This is a genomic window from Streptomyces sp. NPDC053493, assembly GCF_044544825.1.
Classification (GTDB): Bacteria; Actinomycetota; Actinomycetes; order Streptomycetales; family Streptomycetaceae; genus Streptomyces.
This window is the reverse complement of the sequence record NZ_JBITXS010000003.1, coordinates 202,496-217,966: the sequence shown is the minus strand read 5'-3', so window position 1 is coordinate 217,966 and position 15,471 is coordinate 202,496. Positions and strand designations below refer to the sequence as shown.

The following is a 15,471-nucleotide window of genomic DNA, read 5'->3' as shown; positions in this document are numbered from 1 at the left end:
CACTATGTGTCAGGATCTGGCCATGAGGAAGACAGGCAGTCCGCCGGCGCCCCACCGGGTCACCGTCCTGGCCCTGCCGGGTGTGCCGCCCTTCGAGCTCGGCATCCCGTCGCGGGTCTTCGGCAGCGTGACGGACGAGGCGGGACACCCGCTCTACGAGGTCACCATCTGCACCGCCGACGGCGCGCCCGTCCTCAGCGACGCCGGTTTCACCCTCCAGCCGGAGGCCGGTCCCGAGGCGCTCGCCGCGGCGGACACCGTGATCCTGCCGCCCACGCACGCCATGCCCGAGCTGGCCCTCGGCGGACCGCTGCCGCCCGAGGTCGGTGCCGCCATCGCCCGGATCCGGCCGGGCACCCGCCTGGTGTCCATCTGCACCGGCTCGTACGTGCTCGCCGCCGCCGGACTGCTCGACGGCCGCCCGGCGACCACCCACTGGAACCTGGCCCCGGAGTTCCGGCGCGCCTATCCGGAGGTCAAGGTCGACGACGAGGTGCTGTTCGTCGACGACGGCGACGTGCTGACCTCCGCCGGGGTGGCCGCGGGTGTCGACCTGTGCCTGCACATGATCCGCCGGGACCACGGTGCCGCGGCCGCCAACCGGGCCGCCCGGATGTGTGTGGTGCCGCCCTGGCGGGACGGCGGTCAGGCCCAGTTCATCGACCGCCCGGTGCCCGAGCCGACGCTCGCCAGCACCACCGCCACCCGCGCCTGGGCGCTGGAACACCTCGGTGAGCCGCTCACCCTGGCCCGGCTCGCCGAGCACGCCCGGATGAGCCTGCGCTCCTTCAGCCGCCGCTTCCGCGACGAGGTCGGCATGACGCCGGTGCAGTGGCTGACGGCGCAGCGCCTGGAGCTGGCCAAGCAGCTGCTGGAGACCACCGACCTGCCGATCGACCTGGTCGCCCACCGGGCGGGCCTGGGCTCCGGCAACTCCCTGCGCGCCCACATGCGGACGGCCTTCGGCATCTCGCCCGCCGCCTACCGGCGCACCTTCAGCGGCGGGCGGGACGCTCTCGCGGTCTCCGCTAGCGACGCAGGGTAGGCCCGGCGATGACGCCGTTGCCCTCGTCGGAGCAGGACGAGGACTCCACCTTCAGCCGCAGGCGGAGCGCGCCGGCGATCTTCAGCGTGCGGGAGATCGGCTTGCCGAGCTCGACGGTCTCGTTGAACAGGGCCGGCTGGTCGTCCACGGAGACCACGACGCGGGCCGCCTCGATCTTCGAGCCGTCGTCGATGCCAGCGGTGAACTCGAAGGTCTGCCACTCCCGGTTGAGGTCGTACTCGACGTAGGCGCCGTTGTAGCAGTCGCCGTGCAGGGCGGCGCCGTACTCCTTGGTGTTGATCTTCGCCGGGCCGACCGTGAACGAGTCCGGCTCGCTGACCGAGGACAGCGTGGTCAGGTCCGCCACGGGCACGTCGGGCAGCGAGCCCGGGTCGTAGGAGGGGCTCGCCGAGGTGTCCGGGTCGGCGCTGCCGGTGTCCGTGGGCTCGTCCGTCGGGCTCTCGGTGGTGGGATCCGGCGTGGGCTGCGTGGCGGCGTCCGTGGTGGCCGGAGCCGAAGGCGACGTGCTGTCCCCGGACTTGGCGGCCTCGTCCTTCTTCTTGTCGCCGAGCAGATTGATCCCGACGACCGCGAGGACGGCGATCAGGACGACTCCGGCGACGGCTCCGACGAGCGGACCGCGGCGTCTGCGGCGCGCCGGCGGTGTCTGCGTCGGTGTCTGCGGAGGTGTCGCCGCCGGCGTGGGAGCGGTCGTGTCCGTCGACGCCGGAGCCGGGAACGGGCCCGGAGCCGGAGTCGGGCCCGGAGTCGGGCCCTGAGCCGGAGTCGGGGCCGAGGCCGGACTGGGTGCCGGAGCCGGGACGGGCGTGGCGCCGGGCGGCGGGAACGCGGGGCCGAAGGCGCCCTGCGGCGCCGGGGCCGCGCCCACCGTCGGAGGCGCCGCGGGCGGCGGCGGCGGAGGAACGGCGTCCTGGACGCTCGCGGCGAGCCGGGACGCGGTGGTCGTGGAGGTCACCCCGTGCCGTACGTCCTTCACCCACGCCGAGAGGCTCAGCGGGCGCCGGTCGGGATCGGCCGAGGTGATCGAGGCGACCCGGGCGCGCTGCTCGGCCGGCAGCGCGGCGATCTGCGGGAGCGCCAGGAACGCCTGCGCCAGCTGCTCGGGCGCGGGCGGCGGTGCCTGCCCGCTGAGCAGGAAGTAGGTGATGGCGCCGAACGCGTAGCGGTCGGAGCCGGGCGTGCGCTTGCCCTCGAAGACCTCGGGCGCCGCGTATCCGGGCGTGAACCACACCTCGGCGGTCTGGTGGTCGGCGGTCAGCTTGCTCAGCCCGAAGTCGACCAGCGTGGCCTGGCCGTGCTGGTCGACCATCACGTTGCCGGGCGAGAGGTCGCCGTGGACGACGGTGCGCCCGGACGGCGTGGCCTTGCCCGAGTGCAGCCAGTCGAGGACGTCCGCGAGCTGTTCGAGCGTACGCATCACCTCGCGCCGCTCGGCGGGCGTGGCGAGGTTCCGCTCGTCGCGCCAGTCGCGCAGGTCGAGTCCGTCGACATGGTTCATGACGAGGACGAGCGCCCGCCCGCTGAGCGTGCCGGCCTCGCCGGGACGGTGGATCGGCGGGCCCTGGAAGTGCTCCCGTACGCCGACGACGCCGGGCCGGTGGACGAACCGGAGCAGCTCGGCCTGCTCGTTCCACTTCCGGCTGACCCGCTCGAACAGCTCGGGCGTGATCGTCGTCTTGGAGTCGAGCACCTTGACGACGACGGGCTCGGTGCCGCCGGCCAGCTCGATCTCCGCGAGATAGAGCACGGCCTCGCCGCCCCGGCCGATGGAACGCAGCAGGCGGTAGCGATCGGGTGCGGAGTCCGGCCCGATGTGATGTTCTGTCCCGCTCAATCTTCCCCCACGTCCTGCGAATTGACAGACGCTCAGCTTGCCACGTCCCGCTCCCGTGCGCCTATGCCAGACGGACCCGCGCGTTCACCTCGTCCTGGTTGGGCAGCCCGAGGAAGGTGTCCAGGAGGCGCCGCTCGATGTGCCGGGCGTCCCAGACGGCGGAGCGCTCCAGTCCGACGCACTCCTCGGGCGTCGCGGGCCGCTCCGCGCCCTCCGAGTCGAAGATCAGGCAGGTGCGGAAGTCGGCGAGGTCCTGCACGAAGCGGACGACGGGCCGGGCGGCCTCTCCGGTGAGCGGCCGGCTCCCGATCGGCTCCCACCGGTCGCCGTCCCGCAGCCGGACCGACTGGGCGAAGAGCAGCGGTCTGCCGTCGATGTCGTCCAGGTCGTCGGACGGCTCGGTCGTACGGTAGTCGTAGAAGCCCGTGTAGGCGTCGGTGAGCACCCTGCCGTAGCCGTAGGAGCCGTCGGGCAGGGGAATGCGCAGGTACGTTCCCGGTGCCGTCACCGCTGCCTCACCGCTTCCCGCGTCAGCTGCTTGAACGGCGTTCCGGTGAAGGGCGCAAGTTCGCCGAACTCGAGGTCCGCGGCCAGGTGGAACAGCTCGCCCAGGAGGTTGTCCTTCTGGACGCCGCGGCTGTCGTTCTCGGTCAGCCGCGGGCCGGGGTCGGTGTCCGACCAGGCGCCGCCGCTGAAGTTCCGGACGCCGAGCAGATGGGCCTGCGCCGCTCCGTGGTAGTCGATCAACTGCTGCTCCCTGCCCCGGATCGCGAGGTACCCCAGGTCGCGGTAGCGCTGCTTGTAGTCCACGGCCATGCCGACCGCGTACGCGTCGAGCCGCGCCTCGCCGAAGGCCGAGCCGCCCGGCTCCTCGCGCTCGTCCACATGATGGTTCAGGTCGCGGGCCTTCATGGCGGCCTCGGCCTGCAGGAGCCAGGAGCGGTTGAGGTCGATGACGGCGCTCGTGCGGCCCGAGTAGACGCGTCCGGTGGTCGTGTCGGTCTTGGTGTAGGTCACGTAGACGCGGCCCCATCGGGGCTTGCGCTCCTTCTTGTCCGGGTCCTTCACCGGGATGGGGAACGGCGCCCTGGTGGCCAGCTGCTGGGCCTGCGTCAGGGCCGGGAACGCCGCTCCCTGGGCCGGCACGCCGAACGGGTTGCCGTACTTCGCGATCGACGCCGACCGCTGCATGTTCATCCGGGTCGCGGCGAGCATCACCAGCGACGCGACGGCCTGGGCGCCGAGGACGGCCCCGCCGGCCAGACCGGTGCCGGGGAGGGCCGCGGGCCCGGCGGCGGGCGCGGCGCCGGGTGCGACGGACGGTGCGGCGGCCGCGGCGCCGCCTTCCAGCAGCGCGGCGCTCCCCCACCGCGCCGCCGCCTGTTCGAGCGCGCTCGCGGCCTGCTGGAGCACTTCGGCCGTCAGGGCCTCGGCCGGCTCGTGCCCGTCCCGGTCGGTGAGGGTGACCGGGTTGCCCCGCGCGTAGCGGTAGAGGTTGGGTCCGTCGACGAGCCCGCCGGGATCGGCGGAGGTCCATCTGCCGAGCCAGCAGGCGTAGTGGCGGGCCCCGTGCTGCGAGAGTCCCGTCTCCTCGTCCCGTTCCATGCCGGTGTAGCGGTAGCGCTTGGGTGTCTCCGTACGGCTGCGCACCGCCTGGTACGTCGTGCTGCCGTACGGCGCGTACTCCTCGTACGAGATGATCTGCGCCCGCTCGTCCAGTTCGAGGCACGAGGAGCCGAGGTGGTTGCCGGCCTGGTAGCGGATCAGCCGGGCCGGTGCCCGGTCGGTGCCCTCCGTGTCGCGGGTGCGCAGCTCGGTGAGGGCGAAGCGCTCCTCGCCCGCGCCGGATCCGGCGCCGGACGGGGCGCCGGTGTGCACGGTCTCGCGTTCGAGGACGGCGGTGCCGGGGCCGACGGGGCCGCGGTGCCGGCGGAACACCTCGTAGTCGCCGAGGTAGATCCGCTCCTCGATGAGGCCCGGTGCCTTCTCCCACACCTTGCGCACCCGTTGTCCGGTGGCGTCGTGGACGACGTGGACGGTTCCGCCTCCGCCGAGGTCCGCCCGGCGCAGCCGGTCCGCGTGGTCCCAGTGGAGGTTGGGTCCGGGGTCCGCGCCGCCGAGGTGCGGCATGCGCGTCATGTTGCCGTGCCGGTCGTGGTGGTACGGCTCGACGAGCGGCGGGTTGGCGCCGCCGGGGTTCAGGGTGGTGCCGCTCAGCCGGTTGCCGGTCTTCGCGGGGAGGCCGGCCGTGCCGTCCTCCAGGAGGCTGGTCTCGGCGTAGGTGTGCTCGCGCGTCCAGCCGGCGTGGGCCGGGTCGCTGCCGTGGTGGCGCACCCGCAGGATGTTGCCGACGAGGTCGTGGACGTGGCGTTCGACGTAGGTGCCCATCGCCTGGGCGGTGTTGGGGTGGTCGAGGCGGGTGTGGAAGGCGTTGGACGCGTCGGGTGCGGTGGGCGCGTTACGGGCGCCGCCGGCCTGCTGTCCGAGGTGTTCCCGGCCGGTGGCCTGGATCAGCCGGTAGAGCGCGTCGTAGACGTAGTCGTTGCCCGGCTCCACGCGCTGGTTGCGGAAGAACACGGTCTGCTGGGCGTCGTCGCGGATGTGGGTGAGGTTTCCGGACGGGTCGTAGGTGTAGCGCAGGTTCTGCAGACCGCAGCCGTCGCCGGGCGGCTGGGGACGGTCGCAGTCCTCGGGGAAGTCCGGGCCGCGGCCGGTGGTGAGGTGGGTGAGGCGGAAGGTCTGCGGGTCGTGGCGGTAGCGGGTGGTGGCGCCGTTGCGGTGGGCGACGCGGACGCGCCTGCCGTGGGCGTCGTGGTCGATGCCGGCGATGCCGACCGGTGAGGGCGGCTCGCTGCCCGGGTCGAGGAGTCCGATGGGCTCGGTGGCGCGTTCCAGCCAGACGTCGACGCGGGCGAGCAGGCCCGCCCGGTCGAAGACCGGCTGGACGACGTGATGCCGGCCCGGGGCGAGGTCGCTGTGGGGCAGGGTCGCCTGGACGGTCCGGTTCAGGGCGTCGTAGCGGATGCCGCTCTCGAAGGACTCGGCCTCCAGCTCCGGGGCGGCCGACCAGTCGGCGACGGTCCGGTAGTCCGTGGTGAGGCGGCGGGTGTGGTGGAGGACGTTGCCCTTGAAGTCGTAGGCGGCGAGCGGTTCTCCGGCCGGGCCGAGGCGTGCGCTGACGGCGACGCCGGCGCCGTCGAAGTGCCGCAGGACGCGGGTGCGCAGGTTGAGCCGCTGGGCGCGGGCCTCGTCGGCGGGCGTGGCGCCCGGGGCGGGTTCGCCGTACTCGATCCGCTCGACGCACCGCTCGCGGCCGAGGGTGCGCGGGTCGGAGGCGCCGTCGCCGTCGGCGACGGTGCCGCGTACGGTGCGGGAGATCCGCCGGCGCAGGGCGTCGTGGACGGTGACGAAGGTGTGGCCGCGGCTGTCCCATGCGCGCACCGGGTTGCCGAGGACGTCGGGCAGGGTCCAGCGGGCGCCGGCCTCCATGCTCTGCCGGAGCAGCCGGTTGCCGAGCAGGTCGTGGGCGTGGCGGGCGACGACCCGGCCCAGCGGGTCGTCGGCCTGCGTCACGGCGTCCCGCACCAGGCGCTGGTTGCCCTCGATGTCGAGCTCGGTGCGGGTGGCGGCGGTGTCCTCGGTGCCGTCGAGCTCGTGGCCGGGGCAGATCACGCGGTTGCGGGCGACGGTGAGGAAGGGCCTGCCGAGGACGTCGAGATGGACGGTGGTGGGCGTGTCGGCGTGCGCGGCGGCGCGGGCGGCCGCCGCCTGCTCGTCGGGGCCGAGCGCGCCGCCGATCCGGCGGTCGTGCCAGGTCTCCCAGGCGCCGGGCTGCCGGTCGGGCGCCGCGAAGTAGGGCGCGAGCAGGCCGCGCACGTCGGGGTCGGTGCGCGGGTCGCCGGTCTGGGCGCCGCGGGCCGCGCAGGTGTCGTTGGCGTCGTGGACGGTGCGGTCCCAGGGGCCGGTGACGACCTTCTCGTACGTGTGGTGCGGGTGGAGGGTGGCGACGACGCGGCCGACGGGGTCGTGGAAGAGGACGGGGCTGACGCCGACGGTGACGCCGAACTCGAAGTCGGGTGTGGCGCTGAAGAAGGGCTCGTAGCGGCGGACCGGCCTGCCCTTGTTGTCGAAGACGGTCCATCCGCCGGTGATCCAGCGCGGGTCGGACACCGGTCCGCCGTCGGTCAGCGGCCCGGCCTCGGTCCGGGTCTTGCGCTGGATCTCGCGGCCGAAGCCGTCCGAGTAGCCGTAGGCGGTCATGATCCTGAGGCCGTGCGGCGGGAGCGGATCGTGCAGGTGCGTCTCGCGGGTCAGGGTGATCACCGCGGCGGGGCGGCCGAGCCGGCGGAAGCGGTCGAGGTCGTGGACGACGCGGGAGGTTGCTCCGGCGAGCAGCTCCGCCGCCGCGGGGCCCGGATCGGCCGCGGTCAGCAGGGCGTCGGTCAGGGCCGGGTCGGGGTCGGCGGCGAAGCCGTCGAGGGAGTCGCCCTCGGCCGGCGCCGGTGCGGCCTTGCCCATGACGGCGGTGCCGGTGACCAGGCCGAGGGCGTCGAAGACGATCTCGGTCCGGTTGCGGTTGGGATCGGCGACGCGGCGCGGCTGCAGGACGCGGTAGTCGTTGGCCTCGACGGTGGTCCGGTTGCCGAGCGGGTCGCGTACCTCGACTGCCAGCAGGTCGTCGTCGTCGAGGTCGACGACGGTGTCGTGGCCGAAGGGGTCGCGGTGGCGCCGCTGGACGAAGTGGTGCTGCCGGGCCCGGGCGAGTTCGGCCGCCGGAGGCTCGTCGGGATCCGGGGTGAAGGAGGAGCGGCCGGACGGCAGCCACCAGTGGTCGTCCGGGTCGGTCGCCGGGAAGCGCCCGTCCGCCTTCAGGGTCCGGCCGGCCAGATAGCCGCCCCGGTCGCCGCCGGTCCCGCCGAGGACCTCCGCCGGGTCCGGCAGCAGGTCCTCGGTCGTCCCGTCCGGTCGTGGCCGGCGAAAGACGCCGGCGAGGAGTCCGGGTGTGAAGGCGAGCGTGTAGTTCTCGCCGGTGGTGGCGCGGGTCTCGAGCCGGCCCAGGGGCAGGAGCCGGGTCAGGTCGTCGCTGCGGTGGAGGGTGCGGACCTGTTCGATCGGCCGCCGGCAGGATCCGGGCACGGCCCGCTCCTCGTACGGCACTTCGTGCGCGTAGCGGTGGCGCAGCCGTCCCGGGGCGTCGGGGTCGGGCTCCACGAGGTCCTCGGCGAGGAAACGGCCGCGCGGTCCGGTGGGCGCGTATCCCGTCAGTTCGAAGGTGCGGGTCTCGCAGACGGCCGGCTGCCGCCAGGCGCCGGGCGTGTCGACGGCGTTGGTGACGCGGCGCTCGGTGTAGGTGACAAGTGGGGTGGTCTGCCGGGCGCGGTCCGCCGGGTGGAGGGCGTTCAGTCCGGGGTTCGGGACGCGCCGGACGGTGCCGTCGGGGTCGGCCGTCGTCAGGTGGGTGCGGCGGCCGTAGCCGACGACGGCCTCCTTGAGGACGGTACCGTACGGGTCGGTCTCCAGCGTGATCGTGTGCAGGGTGCGCGGGTCGGCGGCGTCCCGCTCGTAGTGGTGGCTGAGCACCTCGCGCGGCTGGACGTCGAACACGGCGTACTCGTGCGCGCCGCGCGCCTGGAGGCGCCGTACGGTGACGTTCTGCTCGGTGACCGTGTACGGGATGCGGGCGCGCGCCGCCTCGGCCGGCGTGGACCGCGGTCCTGCGTCGTCGGCGTAGACCTCGCGCCGCAGCAGCGTTCCCTTCAGTGCGCGGCAGGCCTGCCGTTCCTCCTCGGCGGTCAGGCCGGCGGGCAGCGGCGTGTCGTCGAGGAGGAGTTCCCGGGCGGTCTGCCGGGTCAGTCCCGGCTCGCGGAAGTACTCGTCCTCGTGGTGCCGGGAGATCCGCTCCCTGCCCGGCGCGTCGCCGGTGTGGAACCACGACCTGACGTGCGCCGGCGGCACGTACGCCTCCGGGGCGACGGCCCGCAGTTCCTCGGTGTCCCACTGTTCGACCATGCCGAATCCGCAGAACTCGCGCTCCACGCCGTCGTAGCGGCCGTGGTGGTAGCGGTAGCGGGTGGTGAAGCGGTTGCGGCCGACGTGGTCGTACGTCTCCACGCGTTCGATCACGTGGACGGGGAAGGGCAGCCGGGCGAGCCACGGCCGGCCTTCCTCGCGGTCCTGGAGGAAGAACTTCGTCGACGGAGCGTAGGTCAGACGGGTCTGCGCGCCGAGGTTGTTGACGATGCCGACGAGCAGGTGGGGTTTGGTGCCGCCCATGAGGTTGACGTAGCGCAGCGGGCGTCCGGCGTCGGCGGCCAGCGGCGAGGACCACACGAGGCAGGCCGTCCCGTCGCCCAGGAGGTCCGCCGTGGCGACGGCGGTGAGGTCGTCGGCCGGCGGGAAGGCGGACAGGACGCGCGGTGAACTCCAGGCGTTTCCGGACTGGTTGAAGTAGAGCCGGACGCCGTCGCGGTGCAGGTAGAGCAGGTCGGTGGTGCCGGAGCCGTCGATGTCGGCCAGCCGGAGGCGCTGCTGGTCGAAGGCCTCCGGGTGGTCGAACCAGGGCGCGTTCGCCATCGTGACCTTGGCGCCGAAGCGTCCGTGGCCGAGGTTCGGCCAGTAGCAGACCTCGCCGTTGCGGACGCGGACGAGGTCGGACAGTCCGTCGCCGGTGAGGTCGGCGAGGTGGAGGGAGTGGGTGCCGTCGGCGAAGACGGCCCTCGGGCCCCGCTCCTCGTCGGCGGCGACGGCGATCCGCCGGGCGGCCTCGAAGCCGTCCTCCGCGAGCGAGCGGTACCAGAGGAGGGAGTCGTCGCGGGTGACGAGGAGGTCGGCGCGGCCGTCGCCGTCCAGATCGGTCAGGCGGGCGTCCGGCGCGTGCGGCGACTGGCTGGGCAGCGAGGAGAACGGGCGGAACGGCTGCCAGCCCTCGTCCTCGTCGTGCTCGTACAGGCCCGGCGCGGTCCCGTCGGTGACGACGACGTCCATCAGCCCGTCGCCGGCGAGGTCGACGAACTCGGCGGCGCGGCCGGGCGGGAGCACGGGCAGGGTGCGGACGTGTTCGGCCGGTGCGAGGCGGACGCGCCCGGCCGGGCCGTCGCCGGTCTCGGGGCCGGCGCCGGTCTCGGGGCCGTCGCCGGACTCGGGGCCGGTCCGCGGCAGCGGGCTGAGGTTGCGCTTGTAGAACCAGGCGCCGGCCTGCTCGGTGAGCACGCCGGGCACGCCCTCGCCGTGCAGATCGGTCCAGCGGTAGGCGGTGCCGTCGACGCCGGCCGGGAGGTTCTCCAGGGACGCGGTGTCGACGGTCTCGACCGTGTCCCGCACGGCCGGCTCGGAGTAGGTGAACTCCACCGGCGGCATGCTCCGTCGGACGTAGCCGGCGCCGTCGCGGCGGTACCCGTGCTGCGTCACGGCGCGCAGGAACGCGTAGACGGGCGTGTCGGCCGCCGCCGGGTCGGCCTCGGTCACGCCCCCGTGGTCGAGGTCGGTCGACCGGACGAGGCAGTCGGCGCCGACGCCGTCCGCCTCCGTGCCGGGGAAGTGGTGGAACATCAGCACGCGGCGGCACAGCCGGGCGGTGCGCACCTCGAAGCCGGAGCGGTACGAGGAGAAGGCGTCCGGCCGGACCGGCCACGGGAAGCGGGGCGCGCCGGCCGCGTCGACGGCCTCGTCGTCGCGGGGCCCGGGCGCGGCCGGGTCGTGGTCGCCGTAGTCCAGCACGGCCTCGAACATCCAGCCGCCCTCGGCCACCCGGGCGTCGAGGAAGTGGGGCCGGTCGCCGGACTCGTCCAGGGCGGGCCGCCGGTTGCCGTAGAGGACGCGCTTGAGATAGCGGCCGGCGGTCCTGCGGACGTCGTCGCGGGCTCCACGGTTGCGTTCCTGCGGCGCGGCCAGGTCGACGCCGGTGCCGTCCTCGGCCTTGTAGCGGTAGAGGACGACGCCGCCCGTGTCGTCGCGCGTCTCGCAGATCAGCCAGGAGAAGACGCGGGCCGGGTCGAGCGGGTCGGCGACGCGGTGCTCCGGGCCGAGCCCGTAGACGGTGAGGACGTTGTCCTTCGAGACCGAGCGCCAGTGCACGTCGCCGGCGGGGACGTCGCCGGTGGCGGCGAGGGTGGTCCAGCGCTCGATCCGGGCGAACGCGCCCTCGACGCGGGGCCGGTAGCGGCGGACGAGGTGGCCGGCGATCTCGTCCTCGTGAACCACGAGCCGGCCGGAGGCGTCGCGCACCCAGGCGCCCTCGGCGTCCCGGGTGTGGCCGGGCCGGGCGGCCACCCAGGTGCCGTCGTGGTCCTGGCGGTACACGGGAACGAGGTCCTCGGCGCCGGCCGCCACGAACACGTCGGAGTCGTCGGCGTCCTGGTAGCGCGGCAGTCCCTGGTCGGTCCTGCGCGTCACGGACGGCACGGACAGGCTCCAGCCGAAGCCGAAGGGGCCGTTGCCCGCGCCGGAGTCGTAGGTCAGTTCAAGGCGTGGGCCGGATCCGCCGCGACCCGGGCTGGTGGCGACGGGGACCGACACCGTTCCGGTGCCGGTCGCCGGGTGGGCGGTGAACGTCTCGCCGATGCCCCGGATCGCACCGCCGCCCTTCGGCAGCGTCACGCGCGGCGCGGAGACCACGAACTGCCGTGCCCCGGCGCCGGAATCACCTGCGGAACCGAAATCGCCGCCCGGTCCGGACTCGGGGCCGAAACCGTGACCGCCGCCGGAACCGTGACCGGTCGCCACTCCCTCGCCGTTCACCACGCGCGGCCGCCTCCGGCTCGAACCCGCCTGCTCAAGGACCTCTTGGTACCACGCCCGGAAGGGCCTGTTCCGCCGCCTGTCCGCCGCTTCACCCGAACGGTGCCGTGGCCCGTCACGGCGTGTACAACTCGCTGTGGGCGGTGAGCAGATGCCGTCGCCCCGTCGAGGTGGCGGGACCCGTGCGGACCGTTCCGCCGGCCACCAGGATCCGGCCGTCGGCCAACCCGGCCGCCGCGAAGTCGGTACGGCCCACGGCCGTTCCCGAGACCGCCGTCCATCGCCGTACCTCCGGGTCGTAGCGCGCGGCGGCGCGGAAGCCCGCGTCGCCGAGCAGGTCGTCGCAGCCGCCCATGACCAGCACCTCGCCCGTCGGGAGCAGCAGGGCGCGGTGCCGGCCGCGTCCGCAGGGCATGTCCGGCTCCTGGTTCCAGCGGCCGGCCGCCGGGTCCCAGCGCTGTGTGGTCGCCCGGCTGTAGGGGTCGAGCCGGCCGGGGGCCGGCTCCTCGCCGCCGCCGGTGGCCAGGACGGATCCGTCGGCGAGGACGGTCAGCTGGTGACCGCTGCGCGGCGCGGAGAGGCTGTCCGTGGGGGTCCACCCGTCCGTCGCCGGGTCGTAGCACTCGCTGTACGCGAGGGCCGTCCCGCCCCGCCAGTCGGTACGGGTCTCCACCCAGCCGCCCGCGACCAGGACCCGCCCGTCCGGCAGCGGCACCGCGGGGTGGAAGGACCGGGCGTCGGTCATCTCGCCGGCCGTCGTCCAGCCCGGCAGCGCCGGGTCGAACAGCTCCGCCGAGGTCAGCGTCCGCTCCGAGCCGGCCGAGCGCGTGCCCGTACCGCCGGCCACCAGCACCCGGCCGTCCGGCAGCGGTGTCGCAGAGTGGCCGCAGCGGGGCTCGCGGAGTTCGCCCGCCGGGCTCCAGTCGCCGGACACCGGGTCGTACACCTCGGCGGTGGCCAGGGGCCGGACGGGAAAGGCGTTGGGGCCGCCGTAGCCGCCGACGACGAGGACCCGGCCGTCGGCGAGCGGGGTGGTGGAGTGCATCCGCCGGGCGGTGCTCATCGGCCGGCCCGGTGTCCAGGTGCCGTCGGCGGGGTCGAAGAGCGCGGTCCCGTCCTGGGCGGTGAGCGCGCCGTCCGCGCCTCCGGCGACGAGGACCCGCCCGTCGGCCAGGCGTACGGCGCCGCTCACCGCCCCGAAGAACTCGCGCTCCCAGGGGAGTTGACCGGCGGCCGTCCAGCGCCCTGTGCCGCGCCGGTCGTCGGCCGCCTTCACCGGCGCGGTCGCCGTAGACGGGTGCGTGGTCGTGGACGTGCGTGTGGTCGTGGTCATGGCGTGAACACCTCCACCTCGGCCGCCGGCAGATGGACGCCCAGGCGCGGGGCGGCCACGCCGCTGCGGGAGAAGCCCGCGACCGCGAGCACCCGGCCGTCGGCGAGGGACACGGCTCCGAAGGCCCAGCGGCCGGTGCGCATCGGTGCCGCGAAGGACCAGGTCCGGGCGCCCGGGTCGTAGCGCAGGACGGCGGCGTGGCCGATGTCCTGGCAGGCGAAGTCGACGCCGCCGCAGACCAGCACCTCGCCGGTGCCGAGGAGCAGCGCCCGGTGGTGGCCGCGGCCCCAGGGCAGCGGCGGCTCCCGGCGCCACTCCTCGGCCGCCGGGTCGTAACGCTCGACGCCCGCCATGCTGGTCGTGTCGTGCCGCGCGTCGTCGCCGCCGCGCGGGCCGGAGCCGCCGGTCGTCAGCACGGTGCCGTCGGCGAGGAGCACGCTCTGGTGGGCGCAGCGGGCGTCGTGGAGGGCTCCGGTGGGCGTCCAGGCGCCGGTGGCCGGGTCGTAGATCTCGCACAGGCCGAGGGCCCGGACGCGGCTGCGGCCGGTGCTGGTGAGGCCGCCGGCCACCAGGACCCGGCCGTCGGTCAGCGCGACGGCCGTGTGGTGCCAGCGGGCGTCGCCCATGTCGCGGGCCGGGGTCCAGGTGCCGGTGGCCGGGTCGTACAGCTCGGCGGTGGCCAGGGTGCGCTGGGTGCGGGCGTCGCGGGGCCGCTCGCCGCCGGCGACCAGGACCCGGCCGTCGGGCAGACGGGTGGCGGTGTGGCTGTGGCGGGGCTCGCCCAGGGCGCCGGTGGGCGACCAGGTGCCGGTGGCCGGGTCGTACACCTCGGCGGTGGCCAGTGCCTGCTGCGGGTAGGCCTGCGGCCCGTTGATGCCGCCGGCGGCGAGGACCCGGCCGTCGGCGAGCGGGGTGAGGGTGTGCATGCGCCGGGCGTGGTGGAACGGTCCGGTGACGGTCCACCGTCCGTCCGCCGGACGGAAGAGCGCGGCGCCGTCCAGGGCCCGCAGGCTGGCGTCGGCGCCGCCGGCGAACAGCACGCGACCGTCCGGCAGCAGAACCGGGCCCTCCTGCTGGCCGTGCAGGATCACCATCGGGAAGGGCAGTGGACCGGCGGTGGTCCAGCGGCCCGGCGGCGCGTTCCGCGCGTGCGGCGGAGGCCCGGCCGGCCGGGTCCGTTCGCCGCCTGCGGCGAGCTGGGTGCGCATCCGTGTCCTTTCCTTAGGCCTGTCGTCCGCGGCCGGTTGTGGGGTGTCTCGTCGATCAGCCCGCACCAGCCGGCCGGGCGTGATCGGCGAGGTGTCCCCTAGGGTGTGTAGATCTCGGCCGTGGCGGTGACCTGGTCCTCGCCGGGCAGCGGGGCCGCCGGGCCGGACTCCTCCAGGCCTCCCATGACCAGCACCCGGCCGTCGGCGAGACCGACGGCGGCGGGCGCCCAGCGGCCGCGCAGGGTGGGGAACTCGGCCGACCAGGTGCGTGCGGTCGCGTCGTACAGCGTGGCGTTCTGGTAGCCGACGGCCATCGAGGCGTCGTCGGTGCCTCCGACGACGAGGACGTCGCCGGAGGCCAGCCGAACGGCCCGGTGGTGGCTGCGGCCCCAGGGCATGTGGGCGTCGGCGTTCCAGCGGTCCGCGGCCGGGTCGTAGCGTTCGGTGGTCCACTGGCTGTACGGGTCGTAGCTCCAGTCCTCGTCCTGGAAGCCGGGCATGTCGCCGCCGGTGACCAGCACGCCGCCGTCCAGGAGCAGGGTCGCCTGGTGGCTCTTGCGGGCGGTGGCGAGACCGGCGGCGGGCGTCCAGCGGTCGGCCGCCGGGTCGTACAGCTCGCACAGGGCGAGGGCGGCGTAACTCCCGCGGCCCACCGCGAGGATGCCGCCGGCCAGCAGGACGCGGCCGTCGCCGAGGCGTACGGCGGGATGCCCGAACCGGGCGTCGGTCATCGGCCGGACCGTCGTCCAGGTGCCGGACGCCGGGTCGTACGCCTCGGCCGTGCGCAGCGTGCGGTGGGAGTCGGGCGAGCGGACGGCGGCGCCGCCGGCGACCAGGACGCGGCCGTCGGGCAGCAGGGTCGCCGAGTGGGAGAAGCGCGGCTCGCGCAGCGCCCCGGTCGGCGTCCAGGCGCCGGTGGCCGGGTCGTACACCTCGCAGGAGCCGAGGCCGGTGGCCGGTACGGGCCCGGGCGCCTCGCCGATCCCGCCGGCCACCAGGATCCGCCCGTCGGCGAGCGGGGTGGTGGTGTGCAGCCGCCGGGCGGTCCACAACGCGCCGGTGGCGGTCCAGGTGCCGGCGGCCGGGTCGTAGAGCGCGGTCACGTCCGTCGGCACGCGCCGGCCGTCCTCGCCGCCCGCGAGCAGGACCCGGCCGTCGGCGAGGAGGGCGGCGGCGTCCGCCGGCTGTGCCCAGAAGCCGGCGAACGGCATCTCGCCGGCCGCCGACCACCGGCCGGGCGCCGTCCGGGGCGCGGTGTCCACGGACCGGGCCGACGGCGCGGGCGGGGCCGTGG

Annotated in this window: 7 protein-coding genes; 1 reads left to right on the top strand and 6 read right to left on the bottom strand. The window is 75.0% G+C overall.

All coding sequences use genetic code 11. The features are described from left to right. Positions 1-22 precede the first annotated feature (22 nt). Entirely contained in the window at positions 23-1,045 is a 1,023-nt protein-coding gene (locus ACIGO8_RS11015) for a GlxA family transcriptional regulator (protein WP_399727296.1), read from the top strand. Here ACIGO8_RS11015 and ACIGO8_RS11010 read toward each other — a convergent pair. The 6 genes from ACIGO8_RS11010 to ACIGO8_RS10985 all read right to left on the bottom strand — a co-directional run bounded on the left by ACIGO8_RS11010 (position 1,029) and on the right by ACIGO8_RS10985 (position 15,439). After that, positions 1,029-2,900, bottom strand: coding sequence for a protein kinase (locus ACIGO8_RS11010; protein ID WP_399727294.1), 1,872 nt, complete (start codon positions 2,898-2,900; stop codon positions 1,029-1,031). The genes ACIGO8_RS11015 and ACIGO8_RS11010 overlap by 17 nt on opposite strands. A gap of 61 nt (positions 2,901-2,961) precedes the next feature. Further along, a complete protein-coding gene (locus ACIGO8_RS11005) occupies positions 2,962-3,408 on the bottom strand; it encodes an immunity 26/phosphotriesterase HocA family protein (RefSeq protein WP_399727292.1) in 447 nt (148 codons plus the stop codon). Then, entirely contained in the window at positions 3,405-11,639 is an 8,235-nt protein-coding gene (locus ACIGO8_RS11000) for a SpvB/TcaC N-terminal domain-containing protein (protein ID WP_399727288.1), read from the bottom strand. The genes ACIGO8_RS11005 and ACIGO8_RS11000 overlap by 4 nt, the downstream gene beginning before the upstream one ends. Positions 11,640-11,751: 112 nt before the next feature. Beyond that, the gene (locus ACIGO8_RS10995) at positions 11,752-12,969 is read right to left on the bottom strand and encodes a kelch repeat-containing protein (protein WP_399727286.1); all 1,218 of its coding nucleotides are present in this window, start codon (positions 12,967-12,969) and stop codon (positions 11,752-11,754) included. Continuing rightward, complete coding sequence (locus tag ACIGO8_RS10990; protein WP_399727283.1) at positions 12,966-14,177, bottom strand: Kelch repeat-containing protein; 1,212 nt, start codon at positions 14,175-14,177, stop codon at positions 12,966-12,968. The genes ACIGO8_RS10995 and ACIGO8_RS10990 overlap by 4 nt, the downstream gene beginning before the upstream one ends. A gap of 98 nt (positions 14,178-14,275) precedes the next feature. After that, entirely contained in the window at positions 14,276-15,439 is a 1,164-nt protein-coding gene (locus ACIGO8_RS10985; RefSeq protein WP_399727280.1) for a Kelch repeat-containing protein, read from the bottom strand. Positions 15,440-15,471 lie beyond the last annotated feature (32 nt).